The sequence below is a fragment of the Domibacillus sp. PGB-M46 genome, assembly GCF_022668875.1.
GTDB lineage: Bacteria > Bacillota > Bacilli > Bacillales > Domibacillaceae > Domibacillus.
This window is the reverse complement of the sequence record NZ_JAKGCR010000011.1, coordinates 73149-95901: the sequence shown is the minus strand read 5'-3', so window position 1 is coordinate 95901 and position 22753 is coordinate 73149. Positions and strand designations below refer to the sequence as shown.

20 protein-coding genes are annotated in these 22753 nt (G+C 47.9%); 2 read left to right on the top strand and 18 right to left on the bottom strand.

What is annotated here, in order from left to right:
* Positions 1–6: 6 nt before the first annotated feature.
* The 5 genes from hfq to L2D08_RS14165 all read right to left on the bottom strand — a co-directional run bounded on the left by hfq (position 7) and on the right by L2D08_RS14165 (position 5368).
* Positions 7–237, bottom strand: a complete 231-nt coding sequence (gene hfq, locus L2D08_RS14185; RefSeq protein ID WP_242234506.1) for an RNA chaperone Hfq — start codon at positions 235–237, stop codon at positions 7–9.
* 43 nt (positions 238–280) lie between these two features.
* Positions 281–1222: a tRNA (adenosine(37)-N6)-dimethylallyltransferase MiaA gene (gene miaA, locus L2D08_RS14180; protein ID WP_242234505.1), complete on the bottom strand. Its 942-nt coding sequence runs from the start codon at positions 1220–1222 to the stop codon at positions 281–283.
* A 53-nt stretch (positions 1223–1275) separates the two neighbouring features.
* On the bottom strand, positions 1276–2898 hold the full coding sequence (locus L2D08_RS14175) for a glycerol-3-phosphate dehydrogenase/oxidase (protein WP_242234504.1): 1623 nt from the start codon (positions 2896–2898) through the stop codon (positions 1276–1278).
* A gap of 150 nt (positions 2899–3048) precedes the next feature.
* A complete protein-coding gene (glpK, locus tag L2D08_RS14170; RefSeq protein WP_242234503.1) occupies positions 3049–4539 on the bottom strand; it encodes a glycerol kinase GlpK in 1491 nt (496 codons plus the stop codon).
* A gap of 13 nt (positions 4540–4552) precedes the next feature.
* Positions 4553–5368, bottom strand: coding sequence for an MIP/aquaporin family protein (locus L2D08_RS14165; protein ID WP_242234502.1), 816 nt, complete (start codon positions 5366–5368; stop codon positions 4553–4555).
* Between the two features lie 238 nt (positions 5369–5606).
* Here L2D08_RS14165 and L2D08_RS14160 point away from each other — a divergent pair, with 238 nt between their 5' ends.
* Positions 5607–6371 carry a polyphosphate kinase 2 family protein gene (locus tag L2D08_RS14160; protein WP_242234501.1) on the top strand — a complete coding sequence of 255 codons (765 nt, stop codon included), beginning with the start codon at positions 5607–5609 and terminating at the stop codon, positions 6369–6371.
* A gap of 31 nt (positions 6372–6402) precedes the next feature.
* On the opposite strand, the gene L2D08_RS14155 is transcribed toward L2D08_RS14160, so the two are convergent.
* The 12 genes from L2D08_RS14155 to recA all read right to left on the bottom strand — a co-directional run bounded on the left by L2D08_RS14155 (position 6403) and on the right by recA (position 21043).
* Positions 6403–6963 carry a glycerol-3-phosphate responsive antiterminator gene (locus L2D08_RS14155; protein ID WP_242234500.1) on the bottom strand — a complete coding sequence of 187 codons (561 nt, stop codon included), beginning with the start codon at positions 6961–6963 and terminating at the stop codon, positions 6403–6405.
* A gap of 12 nt (positions 6964–6975) precedes the next feature.
* Positions 6976–8820 carry a DNA mismatch repair endonuclease MutL gene (gene mutL / locus L2D08_RS14150; RefSeq protein WP_242234499.1) on the bottom strand — a complete coding sequence of 615 codons (1845 nt, stop codon included), beginning with the start codon at positions 8818–8820 and terminating at the stop codon, positions 6976–6978.
* An 11-nt stretch (positions 8821–8831) separates the two neighbouring features.
* On the bottom strand, positions 8832–11411 hold the full coding sequence (gene mutS, locus L2D08_RS14145) for a DNA mismatch repair protein MutS (protein WP_242234498.1): 2580 nt from the start codon (positions 11409–11411) through the stop codon (positions 8832–8834).
* An 85-nt stretch (positions 11412–11496) separates the two neighbouring features.
* On the bottom strand, positions 11497–11997 hold the full coding sequence (cotE, locus tag L2D08_RS14140; RefSeq protein WP_242234497.1) for an outer spore coat protein CotE: 501 nt from the start codon (positions 11995–11997) through the stop codon (positions 11497–11499).
* 103 nt (positions 11998–12100) lie between these two features.
* Positions 12101–12538: a YlbF/YmcA family competence regulator gene (locus tag L2D08_RS14135; RefSeq protein WP_242234496.1), complete on the bottom strand. Its 438-nt coding sequence runs from the start codon at positions 12536–12538 to the stop codon at positions 12101–12103.
* A gap of 1 nt (position 12539) precedes the next feature.
* Complete coding sequence (gene miaB, locus L2D08_RS14130) at positions 12540–14075, bottom strand: tRNA (N6-isopentenyl adenosine(37)-C2)-methylthiotransferase MiaB (protein ID WP_242234495.1); 1536 nt, start codon at positions 14073–14075, stop codon at positions 12540–12542.
* Positions 14076–14197: 122 nt separating this feature from the next.
* Positions 14198–15079, bottom strand: a complete 882-nt coding sequence (locus L2D08_RS14125; RefSeq protein ID WP_242234494.1) for a 2-oxoacid:ferredoxin oxidoreductase subunit beta — start codon at positions 15077–15079, stop codon at positions 14198–14200.
* Between the two features lie 2 nt (positions 15080–15081).
* A complete protein-coding gene (locus tag L2D08_RS14120) occupies positions 15082–16824 on the bottom strand; it encodes a 2-oxoacid:acceptor oxidoreductase subunit alpha (protein WP_242234493.1) in 1743 nt (580 codons plus the stop codon).
* A gap of 177 nt (positions 16825–17001) precedes the next feature.
* Positions 17002–17262, bottom strand: a complete 261-nt coding sequence (locus L2D08_RS14115; RefSeq protein ID WP_050181379.1) for a stage V sporulation protein S — start codon at positions 17260–17262, stop codon at positions 17002–17004.
* 67 nt (positions 17263–17329) lie between these two features.
* Complete coding sequence (locus L2D08_RS14110) at positions 17330–18130, bottom strand: TIGR00282 family metallophosphoesterase (protein WP_242234492.1); 801 nt, start codon at positions 18128–18130, stop codon at positions 17330–17332.
* A gap of 63 nt (positions 18131–18193) precedes the next feature.
* Positions 18194–19753 (bottom strand): ribonuclease Y, encoded by a 1560-nt coding sequence (gene rny, locus L2D08_RS14105; protein WP_242234491.1) that lies wholly within the window; start codon positions 19751–19753, stop codon positions 18194–18196.
* 240 nt (positions 19754–19993) lie between these two features.
* Positions 19994–21043, bottom strand: coding sequence for a recombinase RecA (gene recA / locus L2D08_RS14100; protein ID WP_309087136.1), 1050 nt, complete (start codon positions 21041–21043; stop codon positions 19994–19996).
* 32 nt (positions 21044–21075) lie between these two features.
* Between recA and L2D08_RS14095 the strand changes: the two genes are divergently transcribed.
* Positions 21076–21240, top strand: coding sequence for a hypothetical protein (locus tag L2D08_RS14095; RefSeq protein ID WP_242234490.1), 165 nt, complete (start codon positions 21076–21078; stop codon positions 21238–21240).
* A gap of 215 nt (positions 21241–21455) precedes the next feature.
* Here the strand turns inward: L2D08_RS14095 and L2D08_RS14090 are convergent, their stop codons facing one another.
* The gene (locus L2D08_RS14090) at positions 21456–22706 is read right to left on the bottom strand and encodes a competence/damage-inducible protein A (protein WP_242234489.1); all 1251 of its coding nucleotides are present in this window, start codon (positions 22704–22706) and stop codon (positions 21456–21458) included.
* Positions 22707–22753: the final 47 nt, after the last annotated feature.

Genomic DNA, 22753 nt, shown 5'->3' with positions numbered 1-22753 from the left:
CTTCTCTTATTGTTCTTCGAAATTCAAGTTGACGCTGCGCTGAGGAGCAAATGTCGAAATGGCATGTTTAAACACAAGCTGCTGTTTCCCATCAGTTTCTACCAGGACGGTAAAGTTATCAAATCCTTTAATCAGCCCGCGCAGCTGAAATCCATTCAGTAAAAACACGGTAACCATCGTATTTTCTTTGCGCAGCTGGTTTAGAAATTGGTCTTGAATGTTAATTGGCTGTTTCATGCTTGGTTCCTCCTCTTTCTCTCTGAATCCATTATTATTAATTCTACCTTAGATTCAGCTTTCCTGCCAGCAGCGAGCAAATTTGTTGTTTTTTTTCTTTTCGTGCAGCTTCATCCGTTACATCAAACCAGTCAATCTCCATTTTATTACGGAACCAGGTAAGCTGGCGCTTGGCGTACCGGCGTGAATTTTGCTTGAGCACATCGAGTGCTTCTTCAAGCGCCTGCTCACCGCGCAAAAACGGAAACAGCTCTTTGTAGCCAATCGCCTGAACAGCCGGCACATCGGACAGCTGCTGGCGGTACAGCCATTCTGCTTCTTCCAATAAGCCCTGCTCGACCATCAAATCTACCCGGCGGTTGATTCGGTCATACAGCACATCCCGGTCCATGGTCAGCCCGATCATGGCACTTTCGTACTTTTCTGTCGGTGCCTCAGCACTTGGCCTCTGGGATGGCGGCTCGCCTGTTGTCCGGTAAATTTCAAGCGCCCGGATCGTCCGGCGCACATTGTTCGGATGAAATGTGGCAGCTGTTACAGGGTCCACCCGCTTCAACTCATCATGGAGTGCTTGTGACCCTACCCTGTCCGCTTCTGCTTCAAGAGCTGCCCGAACGGTGCCGTCTGTCTCCTCACGGGCAAATTGGTAGTCGTATAAAACAGATTGAATGTAAAGGCCCGTGCCGCCGCATATGATGGGCAGCCGGCCCCGAGCGTTGATATCCGCGATTTTTTCGCGGGCGAGCTGCTGAAACTCGGCAGCAGAAAAAGATTCATCTACATTTTTAATATCAATTAAATGATGCGGAACCCCGTCCATTTCTTCTTCTGTTACTTTTGCGGTTCCGACGGAAAGCCTCCGGTAGATCTGCATGGAATCCCCGCTGATCACCTCACCGTCAAATTGTTTGGCCAGGTGAATACTTAAATCGGTTTTTCCGGATGCTGTCGGGCCAATCACGACAGCGACTTTGTTTTTTGTCACGTTTTTCACAGCCTTTTATGGATAAGTATCCTTATTATAGCGGATACGGATCCTTACGAACAGGCATCGATCTCTTTTTGAAGCTCTGTGGCATGTTTGGCCCTTTCTTCCTCTGACCAGCCGAACAGCCGGGCCATTTTGTTTATCACCTGCTCTTTGTACGTAAGGACAGTTTGGATATCAAACAGCAGGGCTCCTGTACGGCGGATGAAAAAGTCTGCCGGCGTATACGCCATTTCTTCTTCGATTGCATACATCAGCTGCGCATTTAACAAGTCCGGCAGTTCGCTGTCTTCCTTATAAGCAAACACTTTTTCCGCATTGGACCCGTACATACGGGCAATTTTTTCTGCATCCTTTTGAGTAAAGCCTTTGGCTGCACCGGCTGCTGCTTTCGATTGCACAAACGCCGGGAAGTTCACCGAGCCGCCCACATCACCGCCTGAAATCGGCAGGTGCTTGGTTTCGGATGGGCTATAAAGAATGCCCCGCTCCTCCTTCAGCCGCTTGGCAACCAGATCCACAATCGTTTCAGCCATTTTCCGGTAGCCGGTCAATTTCCCGCCGGCGATCGTCAGCAGGCCGGACTCGGTTTCCCAAATTTCATCTTTACGAGAAATTTCAGACGGGTCTTTGCCCTCCTCGTAAATAAGCGGACGAACACCCGACCAGGACGATTCAATATCGGCTTCCTCCACCTTTATAGAAGGGAACATAAACCGGATCGCACCAAGCAGATAAGCGCGATCCTCCGCTGTAATATCTGGGCGGATCGGATCGGTGTTGTAGAATGTATCGGTTGTACCGATATACGTTTTTCCGTCACGCGGAATCGCAAACACCATCCGTTTGTCCGGCGTATCAAAGTAAACAGCCTGCTGAAGAGGAAAAACGGACTGATCGATAACAATATGAACGCCTTTTGTCAGGCGTAGGTGCTTTCCGTTTTCACTTCCGTCTTTTTTACGCACTTCATCTACCCACGGGCCGGAAGCGTTAATCACTTTGGCAGCCGTAATAGTCAGCGCCTGGCCGGTTAATTGATCAATGGCTTGAACGCCGGTTACTTTGCCGTCCTCATATGTAAAGCCTTCCGCTTTCACATAGTTCATGCAGTGTGCTCCTTTTTCGGCCGCCCGCTTCATCACTTCAAGCGTCAGGCGTGCATCGTCCGTCCGGTACTCCACATAGTAACCGCCGCCTTTTAAGCCTTCACGCTTTACAAGCGGTTCCTGCTTCAGCGTTTCTGAAGCCGAAAACATTTTCCGGCGCTCTGACCGCTTGACACCTGCTAAAAAATCATAAACACGGAGGCCGAGAGATGTAGATAGCGGGCCGAATGTACCGCCTGCGTGAAACGGAAGCAGCATCCATTCTGGTGTGGTTACATGCGGGCCGTTTTCATATACGATCGCCCGCTCTTTGCCAACCTCTGCCACCATTTTCACTTCAAATTGTTTTAAGTAGCGAAGGCCGCCGTGCACAAGCTTGGTGGAACGGCTTGATGTACCTGCCGCAAAATCCTGCATATCGATCAAAGCGGCTTTCATGCCGCGCATGGAAGCATCAAGAGCAATGCCGGCGCCGGTGATGCCGCCGCCAATTACGAGAATGTCATACTGCCCGTTTTGCAATGTCTGTATCGCTTCTGACCGCTGATGATTGGTGAACTTCATTTTGTCATCCCCTTAGTGTTGGTTGTTTCTTTTTACCCCTGGATAAACAAAAAGAGACCTGAAAGAACAAAACAGCGATGCTGTCTTGCTTTCAGGTCTCTCCCGTTTCTCCGGACAATGTATTAACTTGTATTTATTTTATCATTAGTGTTATTGAAACGCAATAGCAGCCTTTATCGCTTTTTTCCAGCCCGCATATAATGTCTCGCGAACCTCTTCCATCATTTCCGGCTCGAACGTGCGGGCTACCTGCCAGTTTTGTGCGATTTCCGACCGGTCATTCCAAAAACCAACTGCAAGACCGGCTAAGTAAGCCGACCCAAGCGCTGTCGTTTCATTGATTTGAGTACGTTCAACCGGCACATTCAGCACATCGCTTTGAAACTGCATTAAAAAAGCATTCATGACGGCGCCGCCGTCTACACGGAGCGTTTTCAGCGAAATGCCGGAGTCCGCTTCCATCGCTTCAAGCACATCTCTCGTTTGATACGCAAGAGACTCAAGCACCGCGCGGATAAAATGCTCTTTCTCCGTTCCGCGTGTGACACCAAACACAGCTCCTCGTACATCACTTTCCCAGTATGGCGTACCCAGTCCCACAAAAGCCGGTACCACATAAACGCCATCGGTGGACTCTACCCGCTCCGCATATTTCTCACTGTCTGCCGCTGTTTTGATCATCCGCATGCCGTCACGCAGCCACTGAATCGCAGAACCTGCTACAAAAATACTTCCTTCAAGCGCGTATTCTACTTTTCCGTCAACACCCCAGGCAATCGTTGTCAGCAGGCCATGCTCTGATTTCACGGCTGTTTCACCGGTATTCATCAGCATAAAGCAGCCGGTGCCGTATGTATTTTTCGCCATGCCTTTTTCAAAGCATGCTTGTCCGAAGAGCGCTGCCTGCTGGTCTCCTGCAGCGCCGGCAACCGGAATTTCCTGTCCAAAAAAGTGAAACGGTGCCGTTTTGCCATATACTTCTGAAGAAGGGCGAACGTCCGGCAGCAGCTGCTTTGGCACCGTTAAAATCTCGAGCAGTTCTTCGTCCCAATTCAGCGTATGAATGTTAAACATCAGCGTCCGCGCCGCATTTGAATAATCGGTCACGTGCGCTTTTCCGCCTGTCAGCTTCCAAATCAGCCACGTATCAATCGTACCGAATAATAATTCTCCTCTTTCCGCCCGCTCGCGTGCTCCTTCTACGTGATCCAAAAGCCATTTTACTTTCGTTCCGGAAAAATAAGGGTCAACCAAAAGCCCCGTTTTGTCACGGAATGTTTGTTCATGGCCTTTCGCTTTAATATCGGCGCAGATATCTGCCGTCTGGCGCGACTGCCAGACGATGGCGTGATAAATGGGACGGCCGGTTTCTTTGTCCCAAACGACCGCTGTTTCACGCTGGTTGGTAATGCCGATGGCTTCGATTTGGTCAGCACGAATGTCCACTTCACTTAATACTGTTGCAATACAAGATAAAACGGAAGCCCAAATTTCATTTGCGTCATGCTCCACCCAGCCTGGATTCGGGAAATACTGCTTAAATTCTTTTTGTGCAGAATGAACGATTTCTCCTCCTTTATTAAACAAAATCGCCCGTGAGCTTGTTGTTCCTTGATCAATTGACATAATGTACTTTTCCATTCCAAAATCCCCCTCATTTATGTGTATAGCTTTGCACAGCAGGCCACGCTGAAGCAAGCTTGATCATTAAAATAAAAACCACTGACAGCGCCAGTGTAATGAAAAATGCGCCTGTTCCTTCATTCAGGAAAAATCCTTTATAAAAGAAAGCAGCCAGCACCGAGCCCAAAACCGGCCCTACTACCGGAACCCAGGCATACTTCCAGTTCGAACCGCCTTTACCGGCAATCGGAAGCAGAAAATGCGCGATGCGCGGACCCAGGTCACGGGCCGGGTTGATCGCATAGCCCGTTGTACCGCCCAGCGACAGCCCAATGGCCATAATTAAAAAGCCGACAATTAAAGGATTCAAGCCGTCCGTAAACTTATTCGCTCCAATAGTTAATAGTCCAATCACTAAAATAAAAGTTCCAATCACTTCACTCACTACATTGGCATATGGGCGGTTAACCGCCGGCGATGTAGCAAAAACGCCAAGCTTCGCGCCAGGATCGTCCGTTTCTTCCCAATGCGGCAGAAAGTGCAGAAATACAACCGCCGAGCCAATGATGGCGCCGATCATTTGAGCTGTTACATATGATACAACATCTGTCCATGGAAAAGAACCAGTAATCGCCAGTGCAATCGTCACCGCCGGGTTCAAGTGCGCCCCGCTGGCTCCGCCTACCGCATACACAGCCATTGTAACGGCCAGTCCCCAGCCAAACGCGATCACCATCCACCCGCTTCCATTGGCAAATGATTTTTTTAAACTCGTGTTAGCGCATACACCTGCTCCAAAAATAATGAGCATTGCCGTTCCAATCAACTCTCCCATAAATGGTGTCATTTTGTTTTCATCCCTTCTTCTCGTTGTTTCGCCTTTTACGCCCGGGACGCCTAAAGCAGAAAACAAAAAAACTCACACTGGTCCCCTTGAGGGGTGTCAATGTGAGTCTCCATGTTCTCGGTCACAAATTTATGAACTTGCTGTTTATGATAACGCTAACTGAAAGCGGTGTCAAATGTTTTTAAAAAATGTTGAAAAAGCGTGATAATGGGTATGGGAATGAAAAGGAGGAATGAAGATGAAAATCCAACTAGAAAAATTAAAGCAGGACAAGCAGTTAATGGATAAAAAGCTGTATAAAGTGGAGCTTGAGAAGTACCAGCGGCGCCTTCTTGCTCTGCAGCAAACGCTGTTTCATGAAAAAATCGGCTTAATTATTGCATTTGAAGGCATGGATGCGGCCGGAAAAGGCGGGGCAATCAAGCGGATGAATGAACAGCTCGATCCGCGCGGCGTATTGGTTCATCCGATTTCAGCTCCCCAGCCGCATGAGCTGCGCTACCATTACCTGCAGCGGTTCTGGCGCAAGCTGCCGCAGCACGGGCAAATTGGGATTTTCGACCGCTCCTGGTACGGCCGCGTGCTCGTTGAGCGAATTGAAGGCTATGCTGTCAACTGTGAATGGAAGCGGGCGTACGATGAAATTAATGCATTCGAAAAATCATTAACAGATGAACGATACATAATGATGAAGTTTTGGGTGCACATTTCCAAAGACGAGCAGCTGCGCCGTTTTGAAGAACGGCAGCAAAACCCTTTAAAACGCTGGAAAATTACCGATGAAGACTGGCGCAACCGGAAAAAGTGGGGCCAGTATGTGGAAGCGGCCGAAGAAATGCTTGAGAAAACAGATTTTGCTCACGCACCATGGTTCGTGATTGAAGGAAATGATAAAAAGTTTGCACGGGTAGAAGTTCTCAAAAGAGCCGTCTCGCATATTGAAGAATCGCTTCTGCAGCTTGGGCTGCCGCTGCCCGACTATGCCCTTTACGGTGCCAATTAAAGAAGCGCAGCCTTATTGGCTGCGCTTCTTTTTAGCTCCCGGCAAATTCTTTCCACAGGGCGACATCTGATGTGGTTACAGCAGACGCACCTGCCGAAAGAGCGGCTTCTACTTCCTCTTTTGTTTCGATCAGCCCGCCCGCAAAAACCGGCTTTCCGGTTTCACGGCGGATCAGCTGGATAATCTTTGGTGCTACACCCGGCAGCACTTCAATAAAGTCCGGCTCCGCTTTTTGTGCAAGCCGAACGCTTCTGTTGACCGCATTCGAATCTAGAATAAATGCCCGCTGCGTGGCCACGAGCCCTTTTTGCCTTGCTTTGACAAGGGCGCTTCCTTTTGTGGAAATAATGCCGTATGGCTTGGCGTATCGGGCAATAAATTCCACACCATGCTCATCACCGGCAAGCCCGTTTATTAAATCAAGGTGAACAAACATCTTTTTCCCATTTTGCCGGGCAAGATCAAGCACACTTTTTACCTGCCCGATGTGCAGATCTAAAAACACACCGTATTCATAATTCATGGAGAGCATTTTCTCAAAGTCTTTCATTGACCGGATTGCCGGCAGAATTGCTTGTCCATTAAAAGACATCGTGCCACCTCTTTACATAATTCTTTTAAACATTTTTTCAATATCATAGTTGGACAGATGAATGGTGATGGGCCGGCCATGGGGACACGTAAAAGGGTCTTCGCTGCGTCGCAGATCGGCCAGCAGCTGCTCAATTTCATCATTCCGCAGATGGCGGTTCGCTTTGATTGATCCTTTGCAGCTCATTAAAATCGCTGCTTCCTCGCGAATTTTTTTCACATCTGGCTTTTTCATCGCCAGTACTTCTTCAATCATTTCTTCGATCACATCACGCTCTTCATTTTTTGGAAACCAGACTGGATGTGCACGGACAACGTACGACCGATCGCCGAATGGCTCTAAAAATACACCGACACCTTCAAGTGCGGACCGGTTTTCTTCGATTTTCATAAACTCATCCGCTGAAAAATCAAACGTGAGCGGAATAAGCAGTTCTTGAAGCTCCGGTTCCGTTTGTCCGACTTTTTCCCGGAAGTATTCATATTTAATTCGCTCTTGAGCGGCATGCTGGTCGATCATATACAAGCCGTTTTCGTTTTGGGCAAAAATATACGTGCCATGCATCTGGCCGATAGGATAAAGCATCGGCATGCGCTCTTTCGGCTCTGCCGGTTCGGCAGGCACAACTGGTGCCTCCTCTTTTACCGGCTCCGGTTCGGCAGGCGGTTCGTGATCAGCTGGATAAAACGCGGTGTGCGGCGGCTCCTCTTTTACAGGCTCCTCGTAATATTCAGGCTTGTACAGCTTTTCCACTTCCGACACCGGCGGCATGGCCGGTTTGCGCGGAGGAGGCGGCGCATCAAATTGAAAGGCCGGCTGCTCTGTAAAGTCTTTACGCTTTTTTAGTACAGGCAGTGCATCTGGAATCAGTGTTTCCTTTCGCAGCGCTTCTTTAATGGAGGAGGCAATCAGTGCGCAAAGCTCCGCTTCTTTACTAAAGCGCACTTCCAGCTTCGCCGGGTGTACGTTTACGTCAACAAGCAATGGGTCCATTTCAATATTTAACAGCACGATCGGATAGCGTCCGACCGGCAGAAACGTGTGATAGCCTTCTAAAATAGCGTTAGAGATTTTAAAGTTTTTAATAAACCGCCCGTTAACAATCATCGACATATAATTTCGCGACGCACGTGTCACTTCGGGAAGCGACACGAAGCCGGACAGCCGAAAATCGAGCGACTGCGCTTCGACCGGAATCATTTGCTTGGCAATAGACGTTCCGTAAATAGCGGCAAGCACCTGTCTTGCATCGCCGTTTCCGTTTGTTTTTAATAGCTCACGGCCATTATGGCGGAGACGGAACGATACATCCGGGCGGCTTAAAGCCATCCGGTTGACCCCGTCGGTAATATTACCGAGCTCCGTGTGAACGCTCTTCATGTATTTCAGCCGGGCCGGCGTATTAAAAAACAGGTTCGCGACCGTAATTTCCGTTCCTTTACGGGCAGGCCCCGGCCGCTTGGACTGGATGGCGCCGCCGGACAAAACAATCTCCGTCCCGGCGCCGCTTCCTGTAGACGTAGCCATCGTTACATCAGATACCGAGGCGATACTCGGCAGTGCTTCGCCCCGAAAGCCGAGTGTGCGGATGCGGAACAGGTCATTTTCATCTTTTATTTTACTTGTAGCGTGCCGGTAAAAAGCCCGCTCTACATCATCCGGCTCTATGCCGGACCCGTTGTCGGTAATTCGGATCAGCCCAAGACCGGCTTCTTCCACATCAATTTCAATAACCGTACTTCCGGCATCAAGCGCATTTTCGGTTAGTTCTTTCACAACTGAGGCCGGACGCTCCACCACTTCACCGGCCGCAATTTTATTGGATAATGACTCGTCAAGCTGGCGGATAATCCCCATTTATGTTCACCTCATTTTTTTGCTTCTTTTTGCAGAGCATATAATGTATTCATTGCTTCCATCGGCGTCATTTCCATAATGTCATAGCTGAGCAGCTTGGCAACAATAGACGGATCTTCCTTGGACGGCTTTGGCTCCTTCTCAACCGGAGCTGGAACAGGTGCTTGATCAAAGAAAGAAAGCTGTCCTTCCTGGTGAGCGGCAGCCGGCGCATCGTGCTCCTCACGATTTTCTAAAGAGTGCAAAAGCGTTGACGCCCGCGAAATCACCGCTTCAGGAAGGCCAGCCAGCTCCGCTACATGAATGCCGTAGCTTTTATCGGCCGCACCGTCTTTTACTTTGTGCAAAAAGACGACTTTTCCGTCCTGTTCCGCTGCAGTGACGTGAACATTTTGCATATGCTCGAGAGATTGGTCCAGCACTGTTAACTCATGGTAATGAGTAGAAAACAGTGTTTTCGCGCCAATTGTTGTATGAATATATTCAATCATCGCCTGTGCAAGCGCCATCCCATCATACGTGGATGTACCGCGGCCAATTTCGTCAAATAAAATGAGCGAGCGGTTTGTGGCGCTGACGATCGCATGCTTCGCTTCAAGCATTTCAACCATAAATGTACTTTGTCCGGACACCAAATCGTCCGCTGCACCGATCCGGGTGAATATCTGGTCAAAAATCGGCAGCACCGCTTCATCTGCCGGTACATAACAGCCGATTTGCGCCAAAATGGCAATCAGCGCTGTCTGGCGCATATACGTACTTTTCCCGGACATATTCGGTCCGGTAATCAGCAGTACGTTCCGGCCTTCTTCCATATGGCAGTCATTCGGCACAAATCCTTGTGCGTCCATTACTTTTTCTACAACCGGATGGCGGCCTTCTTTAATCCACATCCGGCCTTCCTTTGAAAACACCGGTCGGACAAACCGACGCGACTCACTTACCGCCGCAAAGCATTGCAGCACATCTACTTCACTCACTATGCGGGCAAGGAGCTGCAGGCGCGGAATAAAACCCTTCACGTGCTCGCGCAGCTCGCAGAACAGGTCATACTCAAGCTCCACCATTTTTTCGTTTGCTTCTAAAATAAGCGCTTCTTTTTCTTTCAGTTCCGGTGTGACAAAGCGTTCGCAGTTGGCGAGCGTCTGCTTGCGCTCATACCGGCCTTCTTCAAGCAAGCCAAGATTGGCTTTCGTTACTTCAATATAGTAGCCAAAAATGCGGTTGTAGCCGATTTTGAGCGATTTAATGCCTGTTTTCGCACGTTCCTGCTGCTCGAGTTCCGCGATCCACTGCTTGCCGTTGCGGGAAGCATCTCTATATTCATCGAGCTGAGCATGGAACCCGTCCCGGATCATGCCGCCTTCTTTTACCGAGACAGGAGGCTCTTCCACAAGTGCCTGCTCAAGCTCGTCCAAAAGTTCCTCGCACGGATCCAATGAATCAGCCAGCTTATCCAGCTCGGCTCCATTCATTTGTTTTAATACGTGAACAAGCAAAGGAATTTGTCCAAGTGATTTTTTCAACTGGACCAAATCACGCGCATTAACACTGCCAAAAGCGACCCGGCCGGCAAGCCGCTCTAAATCATACACTTCTTTCAGCTGTTCACGCAGCTCTTCCCGCTCAAAAAAAGCCTTGATAAACGTATCTACAACTGCCAGGCGGCGTCCGATTTCTTTTTCATCGAGCAGCGGGCGATCAATCCACTGCTTTAGTAAACGCCCGCCCATGGCGGTTTTTGTTTCATCGAGCAGCCAGAGAAGCGAGCCTTTTTTCCCTTTTGAACGGATCGTTTCTGTCAGCTCTAGATTTCGTTTTGAAAAATAATCGATGTTCATGTAATGGCGAATTTCATACGGCTCCGCGGGCTGCAGGTGGTCGAGGCTGCGCTTTTGTGTCCGGTGCAGGTAATGATACAAGCGAGCCGAGGCCTGGCGGAGCAGTCCGTGCGTCAGCTGGCCCAAAAGAGGGCTGAATGACTCTTCTTCCACCGCTTCCTCTACCGAAAGAACCGCGCCAAGCCGGCCGTGCATTTGCTTTGCTTCCGGCTCATCCAGCGTACCGTCCGTAATCACTTCCTTTACCCCGTAGGCTGCCAGCTCATGAAGAGCCGCATCAAACGAAGGAAAAAGAGCTGTTTTACACTCGCCGGTTGTCACATCCGCTGCCGCTACCGCATAGTCATTGCCGGAACGCTCGAACACAGCCAGGTAATGATTTTCTTTTTCTTGAATGCCGGACCCTTCCATCATGGTACCCGGCGTAATGACCTGTACAACTTCCCGTTTGATCACGCCTTTTGCCTGCTTCGGATCTTCCCGCTGCTCACAGATGGCTACTTTATGGCCTGCTGCGACCAGCCGCTCTATGTACCCTTTGGCAGAATGATAGGGAACGCCGCACATCGGAATCCGGTCTGCACTGCCGCCGTCCCGCGATGTCAAAGTAATTTCTAGTATCTGGCTTGCATTTAACGCATCCTCAAAAAACATTTCGTAAAAATCGCCGAGGCGAAAAAATAAAAAGGCATCTTGGTAGTCTGCCTTTACACGCAAATATTGCTGAATCATTGGAGTATATTGTGCCATGTCGCATTCCTCTCTGTCTTTCTTCTTCTGATAGTATAGCACACGAAAAAAAAGCGGGAAAACGGTTCGTTCCCCGCCAGCTCATTTAGTGGTCATGGTGTTCTTCTGCTGTTTCCCGCTCGCAATCCCATTCATCTTCGTAGTCATGAAACGCCACGCAGACTTTTGTCTCACCTGTGACTTCTACAAGCAATTCGCGCTCCGCCTGCACGTTGATTTTCGTACCGCAGTCAGAAATGACGGCTTCCTGGCAATTTGGCTGCTGCAGCACTTTTACCCAAACATGGTCATCTCCGTCGTACTCATCATCCCGGTACGTTAATTTCAACACGTCTTTGTATTCAACTTTATCCGTGACAACAGCCGTTTTCGTGTGGTTGTGATAAGAATACCAGACGTTGATTTCGTACGTGCCGAATACTTCTACTTTATTGCCGGCTTTTTTCGCTTTGTACTCGTGGTTGATAATCCAGCACCCTAAAATGCCGGACGGCTTATTCGGCGGCAGAACAGCATGGTGCGACTGCGTATACTTCCGGCCTTTGGCAACGACGGACTTTGTGATGATCTCGCGGAATTGGCTCAATCTGTTGTCCCTCCTCTGATGTGGTCTTCCTATTGTATGCAGAGAAAGTGAGACGGGTGCCCAAGATTGAAAAAAATCCCGCCTAAAAGGCAGGATTGTTTTTTTACGAGCAGCTGCCTGGCGGGCGGTTCCTTACCTGGGCGCCTGTTTCACCACGGAGCAGGTCGCCGCCTGTTTCCATAATAATATTGTCGGTCACTTTATTGGAGATGGCAGTCGCAACCATCTGTAAAATGGCATTTACATCTGTCTGTGACTGCTTGAATTGCTGCACGATCGGCATTTCATCAAGCTCCTGCTCAATTTTAGCAATTTTTTCTTCTGTTGTTTTCAGCGCTTCTGCTTTTTTATAGTGCTGGAAATTAACAGCTTGCTTTTGCAGGCTTTTTAAACCCGCCATTTTTTCACGGAGCTTCTGGTTTTCGTGGATTTTGGCTTCTGCCTGTTTAAAAAACGCCACTTCTTCCGTAGCCGAAATCATATTGGCGAGTTCTGTTGCTTTGGCAATAATCTCGTCTTTTGTGTAAATGGTTTTCTCCATTTTAGTTCACCTCGGCCATATTTTCGATTTCTACCGCTTCCCCGTCCATTGACCATGATTTTGTTTCCGTAATACGCACCGGAATAATTTTTCCGATGGCCGATTTTGGTGCTTTTACGTTTACAAGCTTGTTCTTAGATGTGTAGCCGGCAAGAACATCCGGATTTTTCTTGCTCTCTCCTTCAATGAGTACTTCAACGATTTGGCCTTTATACTGCTTCATGGACTCATTAGACAGTTCGTTCACAAGCGCATTTAACCGTTGCAAACGCGCTTTTTTCACGTCCATCGGCACATTATCAACCATTTTTGCAGCCGGCGTGCCTTCACGCGGTGAATACAAGTACGTATACGCCATTTCAAAGCCGACTTCACGATAAAGCGACATTGTTTCTTCGAATTGTTCTTCGGTTTCGTTCGGATAGCCGACAATAATATCGGTTGTCAGTGCTACGTCCGGCATCGCTGCTTTGATTTTACGCACAAGCTCTAAAAACTGCTCGCGTGTGTATTTACGGGCCATGATCTTGAGGATATCCGTTGAACCGCTTTGCACCGGCAGATGGATATGATCCATCAAGTTGCCGCCTTTAGCGAGCACCTCGATTAAATGGTCGTCAAAATCACGCGGATGGCTTGTTGTAAAGCGTACACGCGGAATGCCGATCTGACGGATTTCATCCATTAAGTCTCCCAGGCGGTATTCCATGTCAGCAAAGTCTTTTCCATAGGCGTTTACGTTTTGGCCAAGCAGCATCACTTCCTGGTAGCCCTGCGCCGCAAGCTGTCGTACCTCCTGGATAATTTCTTCCGGACGGCGGCTCCGTTCTTTTCCGCGTGTATACGGCACGATACAGTACGTGCAGAACTTGTCACAGCCGTACATAATGTTTACCCAGGCTTTTACATTGCCCTGGCGTACCTTTGGAAGGTTTTCAATTACGTCTCCTTCTTTAGACCATACTTCTATAACCATTTCTTTGGACATGTAGGCTTCGTTTAGGATTTCCGGCAGACGGTGAATATTGTGTGTACCGAAAATCATATCCACATGATGATACGATTTTAAAATTTTGTTTACTACGGATTCTTCCTGGGACATACAGCCGCATACGCCGAGAAGCAGGTTCGGGTTATCCCGCTTTAAATGTTTCAGGAACCCGATCTCACCAAACACTTTGTTTTCTGCGTTTTCACGGATGGCACATGTATTCAGTAAAATAACATCTGCTTCTTCCGGTGTTTCCACCGCATTGTAGCCGAGTGCCATAAAAATACCCGCCATGACTTCCGTGTCGTGCGCATTCATTTGACATCCGTACGTACGGATATAAAAGTTTTTGCCATTGCCCATCCCTTGAAAACGCTCGTCGATTTTAAAATCATTGTGATACGCTACTTCTTCTTTCCCGCGCTTTTTAGCGTCTTTTAAAGAAGGCGGCGTGTAAACAGATTGGAAATACTGGCTGTAGTCCTTAACGGATTTTTTGTCCGATGGACGGGCCTGCTCGCTATTTTTTCGTTGTTCTTCGTTCATGGTGAATCCCCTTTCCGATCTTTCAAACTATCGTGCACATTCCTTAAGTATATACCGTTCAAAGACCGCACTCAAGCAAGGCACAGAAAAAGCACAGAGATTTCTTCTCTGCGCCATAAATCTTACATAAATTCTTCAACAAGCTTCTTAAATGTTTCTTCTCCAAGATCCAGATCCGCTTCAGTGAGCGGCGTTTCCGCGTAGCCTTCAACGAGCTCCTGGTAGGATGGACGCTCTGTATCCTGATAAATAATGCCTGTTACCAGGTCGTCGTGCTGCATCAGTGTATTCATCGCAGCCTGGCGGTCAGACGGATCGTAGCCTTCAATTGTCGAAAGCTTTGTTAAGTTTTCTTTGAACCAGTCATACGTGTTCACTTTATTATATGTTACACATGGGCTGAACACGTTAATAATAGAAAAACCTTTATGGTTAATACCCGCTTCAATGATGGCTGTTAAATCTTTTAAATCCGTTGAAAAGCTTTGCGCCACGAACGTAGCACCTGTTGTAACCGCCAGCTGCATCGGTGACAATGTCTGCTCAATCGCACCAAGCGGTGTTGATTTTGTTTTAAAGCCGGCCGCTGAACGCGGAGAAGTCTGGCCTTTTGTTAATCCGTAAATTTGGTTGTCCATAACGATATACGTTAAATCGATGTTGCGGCGCATCGCATGAATGGTATGCCCCATTCCAATCGCAAATCCATCGCCGTCACCGCCGGATGCGATAACTGTCAAATCTTTATTGGCCATTTTCACACCTTGCGCAATCGGAAGCGCCCGGCCGTGAATGCCATGAAGTCCATACGAATTAATGTAACCGGAAATTCGGCCGGAGCAGCCGATCCCGGAAATAACCGCTAGTTTTTCGGGCGTTAACCCCACATTGGCTGCCGCGCGCTGAATAGCCGCCTGCACGGAGAAGTCACCACAGCCGGGGCACCAGTTAGGCTTCACGCTGTTACGGAAATCTTTAAATGTTGTAGTTGTTGCTGTTGCCATGATTAAATCAGCTCCTTGCTGTTTTCAACAATATGATGCGGCTGGAATGGATTACCGTCATATTTCAAGATGCTTTTAATTTTATGCGGGTAGCCGGCGTTCATTTTAATAATACTAGCCAGCTGGCCTGTCGCGTTGTTTTCTACAACTGCGACCTTTTTTGCCGACTCAATAAGCGGCAGAATTTCATCTGTCGGGAACGGGTGGATCAACCGGATGCGCGCATGGTTTACTTTGATGCCGTCCGCTTCAAGACGCTCCATCGCTTCTTCAATCGCACCGCCGGTAGAATTAAAGCCAATCAATAAAAGGTCTGCTTCTGCATGCTTGGCATTTTTATAAACAGGGTTCGGGAACACATGTGGCAGGTTTTCGAGTTTCCTCATACGCTTGTCCATTTGTGCGTTCCGGTTAGCCGGCGACTCGGACGGCTTGCCTGTTTCATCATGCTCAACCCCGGTTACGTGATGAATCCCGCCGACAACGCCTGGAATCACCCGTGGGGATACACCGTCTTGTGTGACTTCATACCGTTTAAAATAAGATTTATCTTCGCGCGGCGCAATGCCCTCTTTTACCAGTTTGCCGCGGCGAATGTTCACCCGGCTGTAATCGAGCGGCTCCACCGTGTGTTTGCCAAGTGAAAGCTGCAGGTCAGACAGGACAATTACTGGCACCTGATACTCCTCAGCAATGTTGAACGCTTCTACTGTATCGTAAAATCCTTCTTCTGCCGTTCCCGGCGCGATTACCACTTTTGGAATTTCACCATGTGTTCCATAAATCATTGCCATTAAATCAGACTGCTCCTGCTTTGTTGGAAGTCCTGTTGACGGACCGCCGCGCTGTGTATCAACGACGACAAGCGGCGTTTCCGTCATGCCGGATAAGCCAATGGCTTCCATCATAAGAGACAGTCCCGGACCGGCTGATGCCGTAAAGGATCGGATACCGCCGTAGTTAGCGCCGATTGCCATCGTCGCAGCTGCAATTTCATCTTCCGTTTGAATAACGGTGCCGCCGACTTTCGGTAATTTTTTAATTAAATATTCCATAATTTCCGAGGCGGGTGTAATCGGATAAGCTGCCATTAAGCGTACACCTGCTGCAAGCGCACCAAGCGCTATTGCATCGTTGCCGATCATAAACATCCGCTTCTGTCCATCTGCCGGAGGAAGCTGAAGAGCGCTTGTCCCACCGTCAAGCTGTTCTTTCATGTACGCATAGCCATGCTGTATAGCTTCCATATTTTTTTGAACGACGGTTTCACCTTTGCGGCCAAAAATCTCTTCTACGACCCCGAGAAACACAGAAACGTCGAGGTTAATAACGGCACATGTAGCACCAACAGCCACCATGTTTTTCATCAGTGAGGTGCCAAGCTCCGTTGCGATTTCGGTGAATGGAACCGCATAAAAACCAGCTTCTGTGTCATCCGGCTTGACCGGTTTAAACTTCGTATCCGCAATGATAATCCCGTTTGCATGAAGCTCGCGGTAATTCACATCAATCGTTTCCTGGTCAAAAGCCACCAATATATCAAGGTCATCTGCGACCGAGCTTACTTTTTTCGTGCTGACACGAATTTTATTGTTTGTATGTCCGCCTTTAATACGAGATGAAAAGTGGCGGTACCCGTAGAGGTAGTATCCGAGGCGGTTTAACGCCATTGAGAAAATTTCACCTGTACTTTCAATTCCTTCCCCTTGCTGTCCTCCCACTTTCCAAGAAAGCTGCTCTGCCATTGTTTCTAACACTCCTTTAAATATGACCCCATCAATTTTCTGCTTCTCCTAGTGTATCACTTTTAAACTTAAATCACTATACGAATGCTTCATCAGTAAAAAATGTCTTTTTGTGTGTTTTATGGTGTCTAAGGGGGCTCCACTTAAAAAAGCATTCCAGCCAAATGGCTGGAATGCTTATCGGGATTGGACAATTAATTTCATTGCCGTTCGCGCTTCTCCTGCGATTACAATACTTGTAAAAGCGGGGATACAAATCAGATCGATGCCGCCGGGTGCGACAAATCCTCTCGCAATAGCGACTGCTTTAACCGCCTGGTTCAAGGCGCCTGCTCCGACGGCTTGTATTTCTGCACTGCCTTTTTCCCGCATGGTTCCGGCCAGCGCACCCGCGACCGAATTCGGGTTTGATTTTGATGATACTTTTAACACATCCATTCCCTAATCCCCCTTCTAAAGCCTCCATTCGTCTTTCATATATATTCAAAGGAAGAAGGGCTATGAATCAATAATCGTGAAAAGGGTGGTCATCGTTAATTAAAATACGCTCTATCGACTTGGCACGTCCTGTTTTCCGGTCTGTTTGAATGAGACATGCTGATAATTGGGTGCGTCCTTCTTTTGGCACCTCGAATCGGGCCGGGAGCTGGTTTTGAAACTTTTGGATAATCGTTTCTCTTTCCATGCCTAAAATCCCGTCATACGGCCCTGTCATGCCTACATCTGTTAAATAAGCGGTTCCGCCTGGCAGCACCCGGTTGTCTGCTGTCTGTACATGTGTATGTGTGCCGACAACAGCGGTTACCCGTCCATCTAAAAACCAGCCCATTGCCTGTTTCTCACTTGTTGTTTCCGCATGAAAATCAACAAAAATAAACGGCGTCCGCTTTCTTGCTTCTTCTACAAGCTGGTCAGCTTTTTGAAACGGGCAGTCCAGATCATTCATAAATACGCGGCCTTGTAAATTAATAACTGCTACTTCGAATTCACCGGCCGGCACATAAGCAATCCCTTTTCCAGGAACGGATGCTGGAAAGTTCGCCGGACGGACGAGCCATTTTGCCCCATCAATAAAATCAAATATATCCCGATTGTCCCATGCATGGTTGCCGAGTGTGACGACGTTGGCACCATCCTGCATAAAGGTTTTATAAATCTTTTCTGTAATGCCGCGTCCCGCCGCTGCATTTTCACCGTTAATGATGGTAATAGCCGGCCGGTACTTTTTCTTTAATTTCGGCACGTACTCACTTACCATATCGCGTCCCGGGGAGCCGACAACGTCCCCAACAAATAATAAATCCATATTTCTCCTTCTTTCTTCCTGTTAAAAAAGAAAAGCGGTGTGATTTTCGCACACCGCTTTCACTTATTTTGCGTATTCAACTGCTCTCGTTTCACGAATAACGGTTACTTTAATATGGCCCGGATAATCGAGCTCCCCTTCAATTCGTTTGCGAATATCGCGTGCAAGACGGTGAGCCTGCAAATCATCAATTTGCTCCGGTTTTACCATGATCCGCACTTCGCGTCCGGCTTGAATGGCAAATGATTTTTCAACACCATCGTATGACTCTGAAATTTCTTCCAGTTTTTCCAAACGACGGATGTAATTTTCAAGTGTTTCACTTCGTGCACCCGGTCGCGCGGCAGACAAGGCATCTGCTGCTGCAACAAGAACGGCAATAACAGATGTTGGCTCTGTGTCACCGTGGTGAGAAGCAATGCTGTTGATGACAACAGGATGTTCTTTGTATTTTTGACCAAGTTCTACGCCGATTTCAACGTGGCTGCCTTCCACTTCATGATCGACTGCTTTACCGATGTCATGAAGCAAGCCTGCTCGGCGGGCAAGTGTTTCATCTTCGCCAAGTTCCGCTGCCAGTAAGCCGGAAAGATAAGCCACTTCGATCGAGTGTTTCAGTACATTCTGTCCATAGCTTGTCCGGTATTTCAAGCGGCCGAGAATTTTGATGAGATCTGGATGCAATCCATGGACGCCGACATCAAATGTGGTTTGTTCGCCAATTTCACGAATATGCTCATCCAATTCACGCCGGGCTTTATCGACCATTTCTTCGATACGCGCCGGATGAATACGCCCATCCTGCACCAATTTCTCCAGCGCAATGCGGGCCGTTTCACGGCGAATTGGATCAAAGCCGGAAAGGATGACCGCTTCAGGCGTATCATCGATAATTAAATCGATACCGGTAAGTGTTTCAAGTGTACGGATATTCCGCCCCTCGCGCCCGATAATGCGCCCTTTCATTTCATCATTTGGCAGTGAAACGACGGATACGGTCGTTTCTGCCACATGGTCAGCTGCACAGCGCTGGATGGCAAGTGATAGTACTTCACGTGCTTTTTTATCGGATTCTTCCTTCGCACGTTGTTCATTTTCTTTCACCATGATTGCAATATCGTGGGATAATTCCTGTTCCGTCCGTTCTAAAATGATGGAGCGTGCATCTTCACGTGTCAGAGCGGAAATTCGCTCAAGCTCGGATTGCTGCTTTTTCACCATCTCATCCACTTTGCTGTCCATCTCTTCAATATGTTGTTGTCTTGTGTTTAACGATGCCTCTTTGTTTTCAAGAGTTTCTTCCCGTTTATTCAGGGATTCATCCTTTCGATCAAGGTTTTCTTCTTTTTGAAGGAGGCGGTTTTCCTGTTTTTGCAATTCATTTCGTCTTTCACGGAGTTCATGCTCTGTTTCCGTGCGCAATTTATGAATTTCATCTTTTGCCTCTAAAAGAGCTTCTTTTTTCGACGCTTCCGCTTCCCGCTTTGCATCTTCAACAATCTGGTCAGCAACGCTGAGCGCGCCTGCGATTTTTGATTCGGCAATTGATTTTCTTACAAAATAGCCAACAACGACACCAATGATAAGGCCAAGCAAAATGGAGATGATTGTAATGGGTTCCATCATTTCACCTCCTCTTGCTATAAATAATTGTCATGTGCTTCACATGTTGGCTGCTGTCGCATAAGTTATGAAACAAACAGCACTACATTTCCATTTTCAAGATAAAAAATGTCAAATATACAAGTTTAATTTTATCGGTGTAAAATTTCATTGTCAAGGTTTTCTCCATGAAACCCCTCATTTCGAAAGAGCCTAATAAAAAAGCAGGAAACGGGCTGGCCCGCTCTCCTGCTTTTTCTCTTATTCTTCGTCAAACAACGTATCCGCTCCGTTGTCTTCTTCCGCCGGCGGAAGATCCTGAACATTGTCCAATCCATAACGCTCACGGATTTTCATCATAATCTCGTGACGTACATCTGGATTTTCTTTCAGGAACTGTTTCGCATTTTCACGGCCCTGTCCAAGACGTTCACCATTGTATGAATACCAGGCGCCGCTTTTTTCCACAATATCTTCTTCAGAACCAAGGTCGATGATTTCCCCTTCGCGCGAGATGCCTTCTCCGTACATAATATCTACTTCGGCTACGCGGAACGGCGGCGCCACTTTGTTTTTCACGACTTTGATTTTTGTTTTGTTTCCGACAATGTCGTTCCCTTGTTTCAACGCTTCTGCACGTCTTACTTCAAGACGAATAGAGCTGTAGAATTTAAGCGCACGTCCGCCTGGAGTTGTTTCAGGGTTTCCGAACATAATCCCTACTTTTTCACGGATCTGGTTGATAAAGATCGCAATCGTGTTTGATTTATTGATCGCACCTGATAATTTACGAAGCGCCTGCGACATCAAACGTGCCTGCAAGCCGACGTGCGACGCACCCATTTCGCCTTCAATTTCCGCTTTTGGTACAAGTGCAGCTACCGAGTCAACTACGATAATATCAATCGCGCCGCTGCGTACAAGAGCTTCTGCAATTTCAAGTGCCTGCTCACCTGTATCCGGCTGTGATAGAAGAAGCTCATCGATGTTCACGCCAAGTTTTTGTGCATAAACCGGATCAAGCGCATGCTCAGCATCGATAAAAGCAGCTTGTCCGCCTTTTGCCTGTACTTCTGCAATCGCGTGAAGAGCAACCGTTGTTTTACCAGAGCTTTCCGGTCCATAGATTTCGACAACACGCCCGCGAGGATAGCCGCCTACTCCAAGGGCGGAGTCAAGTGCAAGCGATCCACTCGGTGTAGTGGACACACGGCGCTCTGCCTGCTCACCAAGCTTCATAACCGAGCCTTTACCGAATTGTTTTTCAATTTGTTTAAGTGCCATATCTAAGGCAGCCTGACGATCGTTCACTATAAAATTCCTCCTCTAAAATGTGTATCTATATGGGAACAGCTGTTATGCCGGTTGTTGTTTTAACCTGCTTTAACTATACCTTAATTGGCGGTGAATTACAAGCAAAAAACGAACATTTATTCGACTTTTTCACCCTTCCTAAAATTGGAATATGCTTGTGGAATGAAGAGATAGAATTGAGTAAAAAGCTATGAAGAAAAAGAAGATCAATTGAAGATTTTTATTTACTTCAACCGGTTTACTGCTTTCTTATTATACCACGAAACCTATTAAAAAAGCCCGCCGGAACTACCGGCGGACCTGCATTTGTGAAGAAATTTTTTGTCTATAAAACTGCCGTGCCAAGTCGGCTTTCCGACCTTCTGCCAGCCGTGAATCACGGCGCTCATTTCTTGGAAAAACGTCCTTTTTAGCCCTGCTCGGCTTCATCAAGCAAAGCAAGCAAATAGTGGCAGCCATATTTAACTGTACGCTTGCGGATGCCAGCCCGGCTTCCAGCCATTTTCAGCGGATGAACAATGGTCTGCTGCCCCGCACACGCAATCGCCAGGAAGACAGTGCCCGGCTCGTGCCCTTCTAATGGGTCCGGCCCCGCTGCTCCTGTGAAAGAAATGCCGATGTCAGCGCCGCACAGTTCACGAACATTTTCAGCCAATTCTTTTGCACATTCTGCGCTGACTGCCCCATGATCTGCTAAAGTTTCACTTTTTACCCCCAGCACCTTATGTTTTACTTCGTTTGTATAACAAACGATGCCGCCTTTTACAACAGCGCTTGTACCAGGGATCGCTGTAAGTTCACCCGAAAACAAGCCGCCGGTTAAGCTTTCTGCAGCAGCAACCGTTACTTGCTTTTCTTTTAATTTCGCCGCCAGTTCTGCCGCGATCGTCGTTTCTCCATAGCCATAGAAAAAAGCACCTACCCGCTTTAAAATGTCGTCTTCTGCCTGTTGAATCAAACGTTCTGCTTCTGCTAACGATTCATGCTTGGCCGTAATTCGCAGAATAACTTCTCCGTCTCCTGCAAGCGGAGCGATCGTCGGATTGGTCTGCTTTACCAAAATATCATCAATTTCCGTTTCAAGAGCTGATTCGCCAATGCCGAAAAACCGCAGTACGCGCGACTCAATGCGCTCTACTTTTTCCATTGTCTTTAAAATTTCAGCGCGGCCGTAGTTCGTAAACATCGGCTGCATTTCACGTGGCGGACCAGGAAGAAGCATATAATATGTATCGCCTGTTTTTGCAAACATCCCCGGAGCCATGCCGTTATCATTTGGCAGCACGGTGCTGCCTCCGATCACGAGCGCTTGTTTTTTATTGTTTTCCGTCATGATACGGCCGGTTTTTTGGAAGTACGCCTCGATACTTTCAAGCGCCTCTTTGTTGTATTCGAGCGCCTTACCGATTAAACGGGCAATGGTTTCTTTTGTTAAGTCGTCTTTTGTCGGACCGAGGCCGCCTGAAAACACGATTAAATCCGCCCGTTTTTGCGCAAGCTCAACGGCGTCCACTAACCGCTGCTCATTGTCGCCGACGACCGTATGATAATAAACGTTCACGCCGATTTCCGCTAGATGCTGAGACAGGAAGCGGGCATTGGTATTGGTAATCTGGCCAAGCAATAATTCGGATCCTACTGCGATAATTTCTGCATTCACCTTATGTATACACTCCTTTTAGTAAGCGAAAGGCACCGTGGAGAACC

What these genes read in the sequence shown, in the direction of transcription:
- L2D08_RS14095 (WP_242234490.1), top strand. Translation starts at nt 21,076, where the DNA reads ATGGGAACAGCTGTTATGCCGGTTGTTGTTTTAACCTGCTTTAACTAT.
- L2D08_RS14175 (WP_242234504.1), bottom strand. Translation starts at nt 2,898, where the DNA reads ATGAAGTTCACCAATCATCAGCGGTCAGAAGCGATACAGACATTGCAA.
- L2D08_RS14125 (WP_242234494.1), bottom strand. Translation starts at nt 15,079, where the DNA reads ATGGCAACAGCAACAACTACAACATTTAAAGATTTCCGTAACAGCGTG.
- L2D08_RS14110 (WP_242234492.1), bottom strand. Translation starts at nt 18,130, where the DNA reads ATGGATTTATTATTTGTTGGGGACGTTGTCGGCTCCCCGGGACGCGAT.
- L2D08_RS14160 (WP_242234501.1), top strand. Translation starts at nt 5,607, where the DNA reads ATGAAAATCCAACTAGAAAAATTAAAGCAGGACAAGCAGTTAATGGAT.
- L2D08_RS14155 (WP_242234500.1), bottom strand. Translation starts at nt 6,963, where the DNA reads ATGTCTTTTAATGGACAAGCAATTCTGCCGGCAATCCGGTCAATGAAA.
- hfq (WP_242234506.1), bottom strand. Translation starts at nt 237, where the DNA reads ATGAAACAGCCAATTAACATTCAAGACCAATTTCTAAACCAGCTGCGC.
- L2D08_RS14115 (WP_050181379.1), bottom strand. Translation starts at nt 17,262, where the DNA reads ATGGATGTGTTAAAAGTATCATCAAAATCAAACCCGAATTCGGTCGCG.
- rny (WP_242234491.1), bottom strand. Translation starts at nt 19,753, where the DNA reads ATGGAACCCATTACAATCATCTCCATTTTGCTTGGCCTTATCATTGGT.
- L2D08_RS14120 (WP_242234493.1), bottom strand. Translation starts at nt 16,824, where the DNA reads ATGGCAGAGCAGCTTTCTTGGAAAGTGGGAGGACAGCAAGGGGAAGGA.
- miaB (WP_242234495.1), bottom strand. Translation starts at nt 14,075, where the DNA reads ATGAACGAAGAACAACGAAAAAATAGCGAGCAGGCCCGTCCATCGGAC.
- mutS (WP_242234498.1), bottom strand. Translation starts at nt 11,411, where the DNA reads ATGGCACAATATACTCCAATGATTCAGCAATATTTGCGTGTAAAGGCA.
- mutL (WP_242234499.1), bottom strand. Translation starts at nt 8,820, where the DNA reads ATGGGGATTATCCGCCAGCTTGACGAGTCATTATCCAATAAAATTGCG.
- L2D08_RS14135 (WP_242234496.1), bottom strand. Translation starts at nt 12,538, where the DNA reads ATGGAGAAAACCATTTACACAAAAGACGAGATTATTGCCAAAGCAACA.
- glpK (WP_242234503.1), bottom strand. Translation starts at nt 4,539, where the DNA reads ATGGAAAAGTACATTATGTCAATTGATCAAGGAACAACAAGCTCACGG.
- L2D08_RS14165 (WP_242234502.1), bottom strand. Translation starts at nt 5,368, where the DNA reads ATGACACCATTTATGGGAGAGTTGATTGGAACGGCAATGCTCATTATT.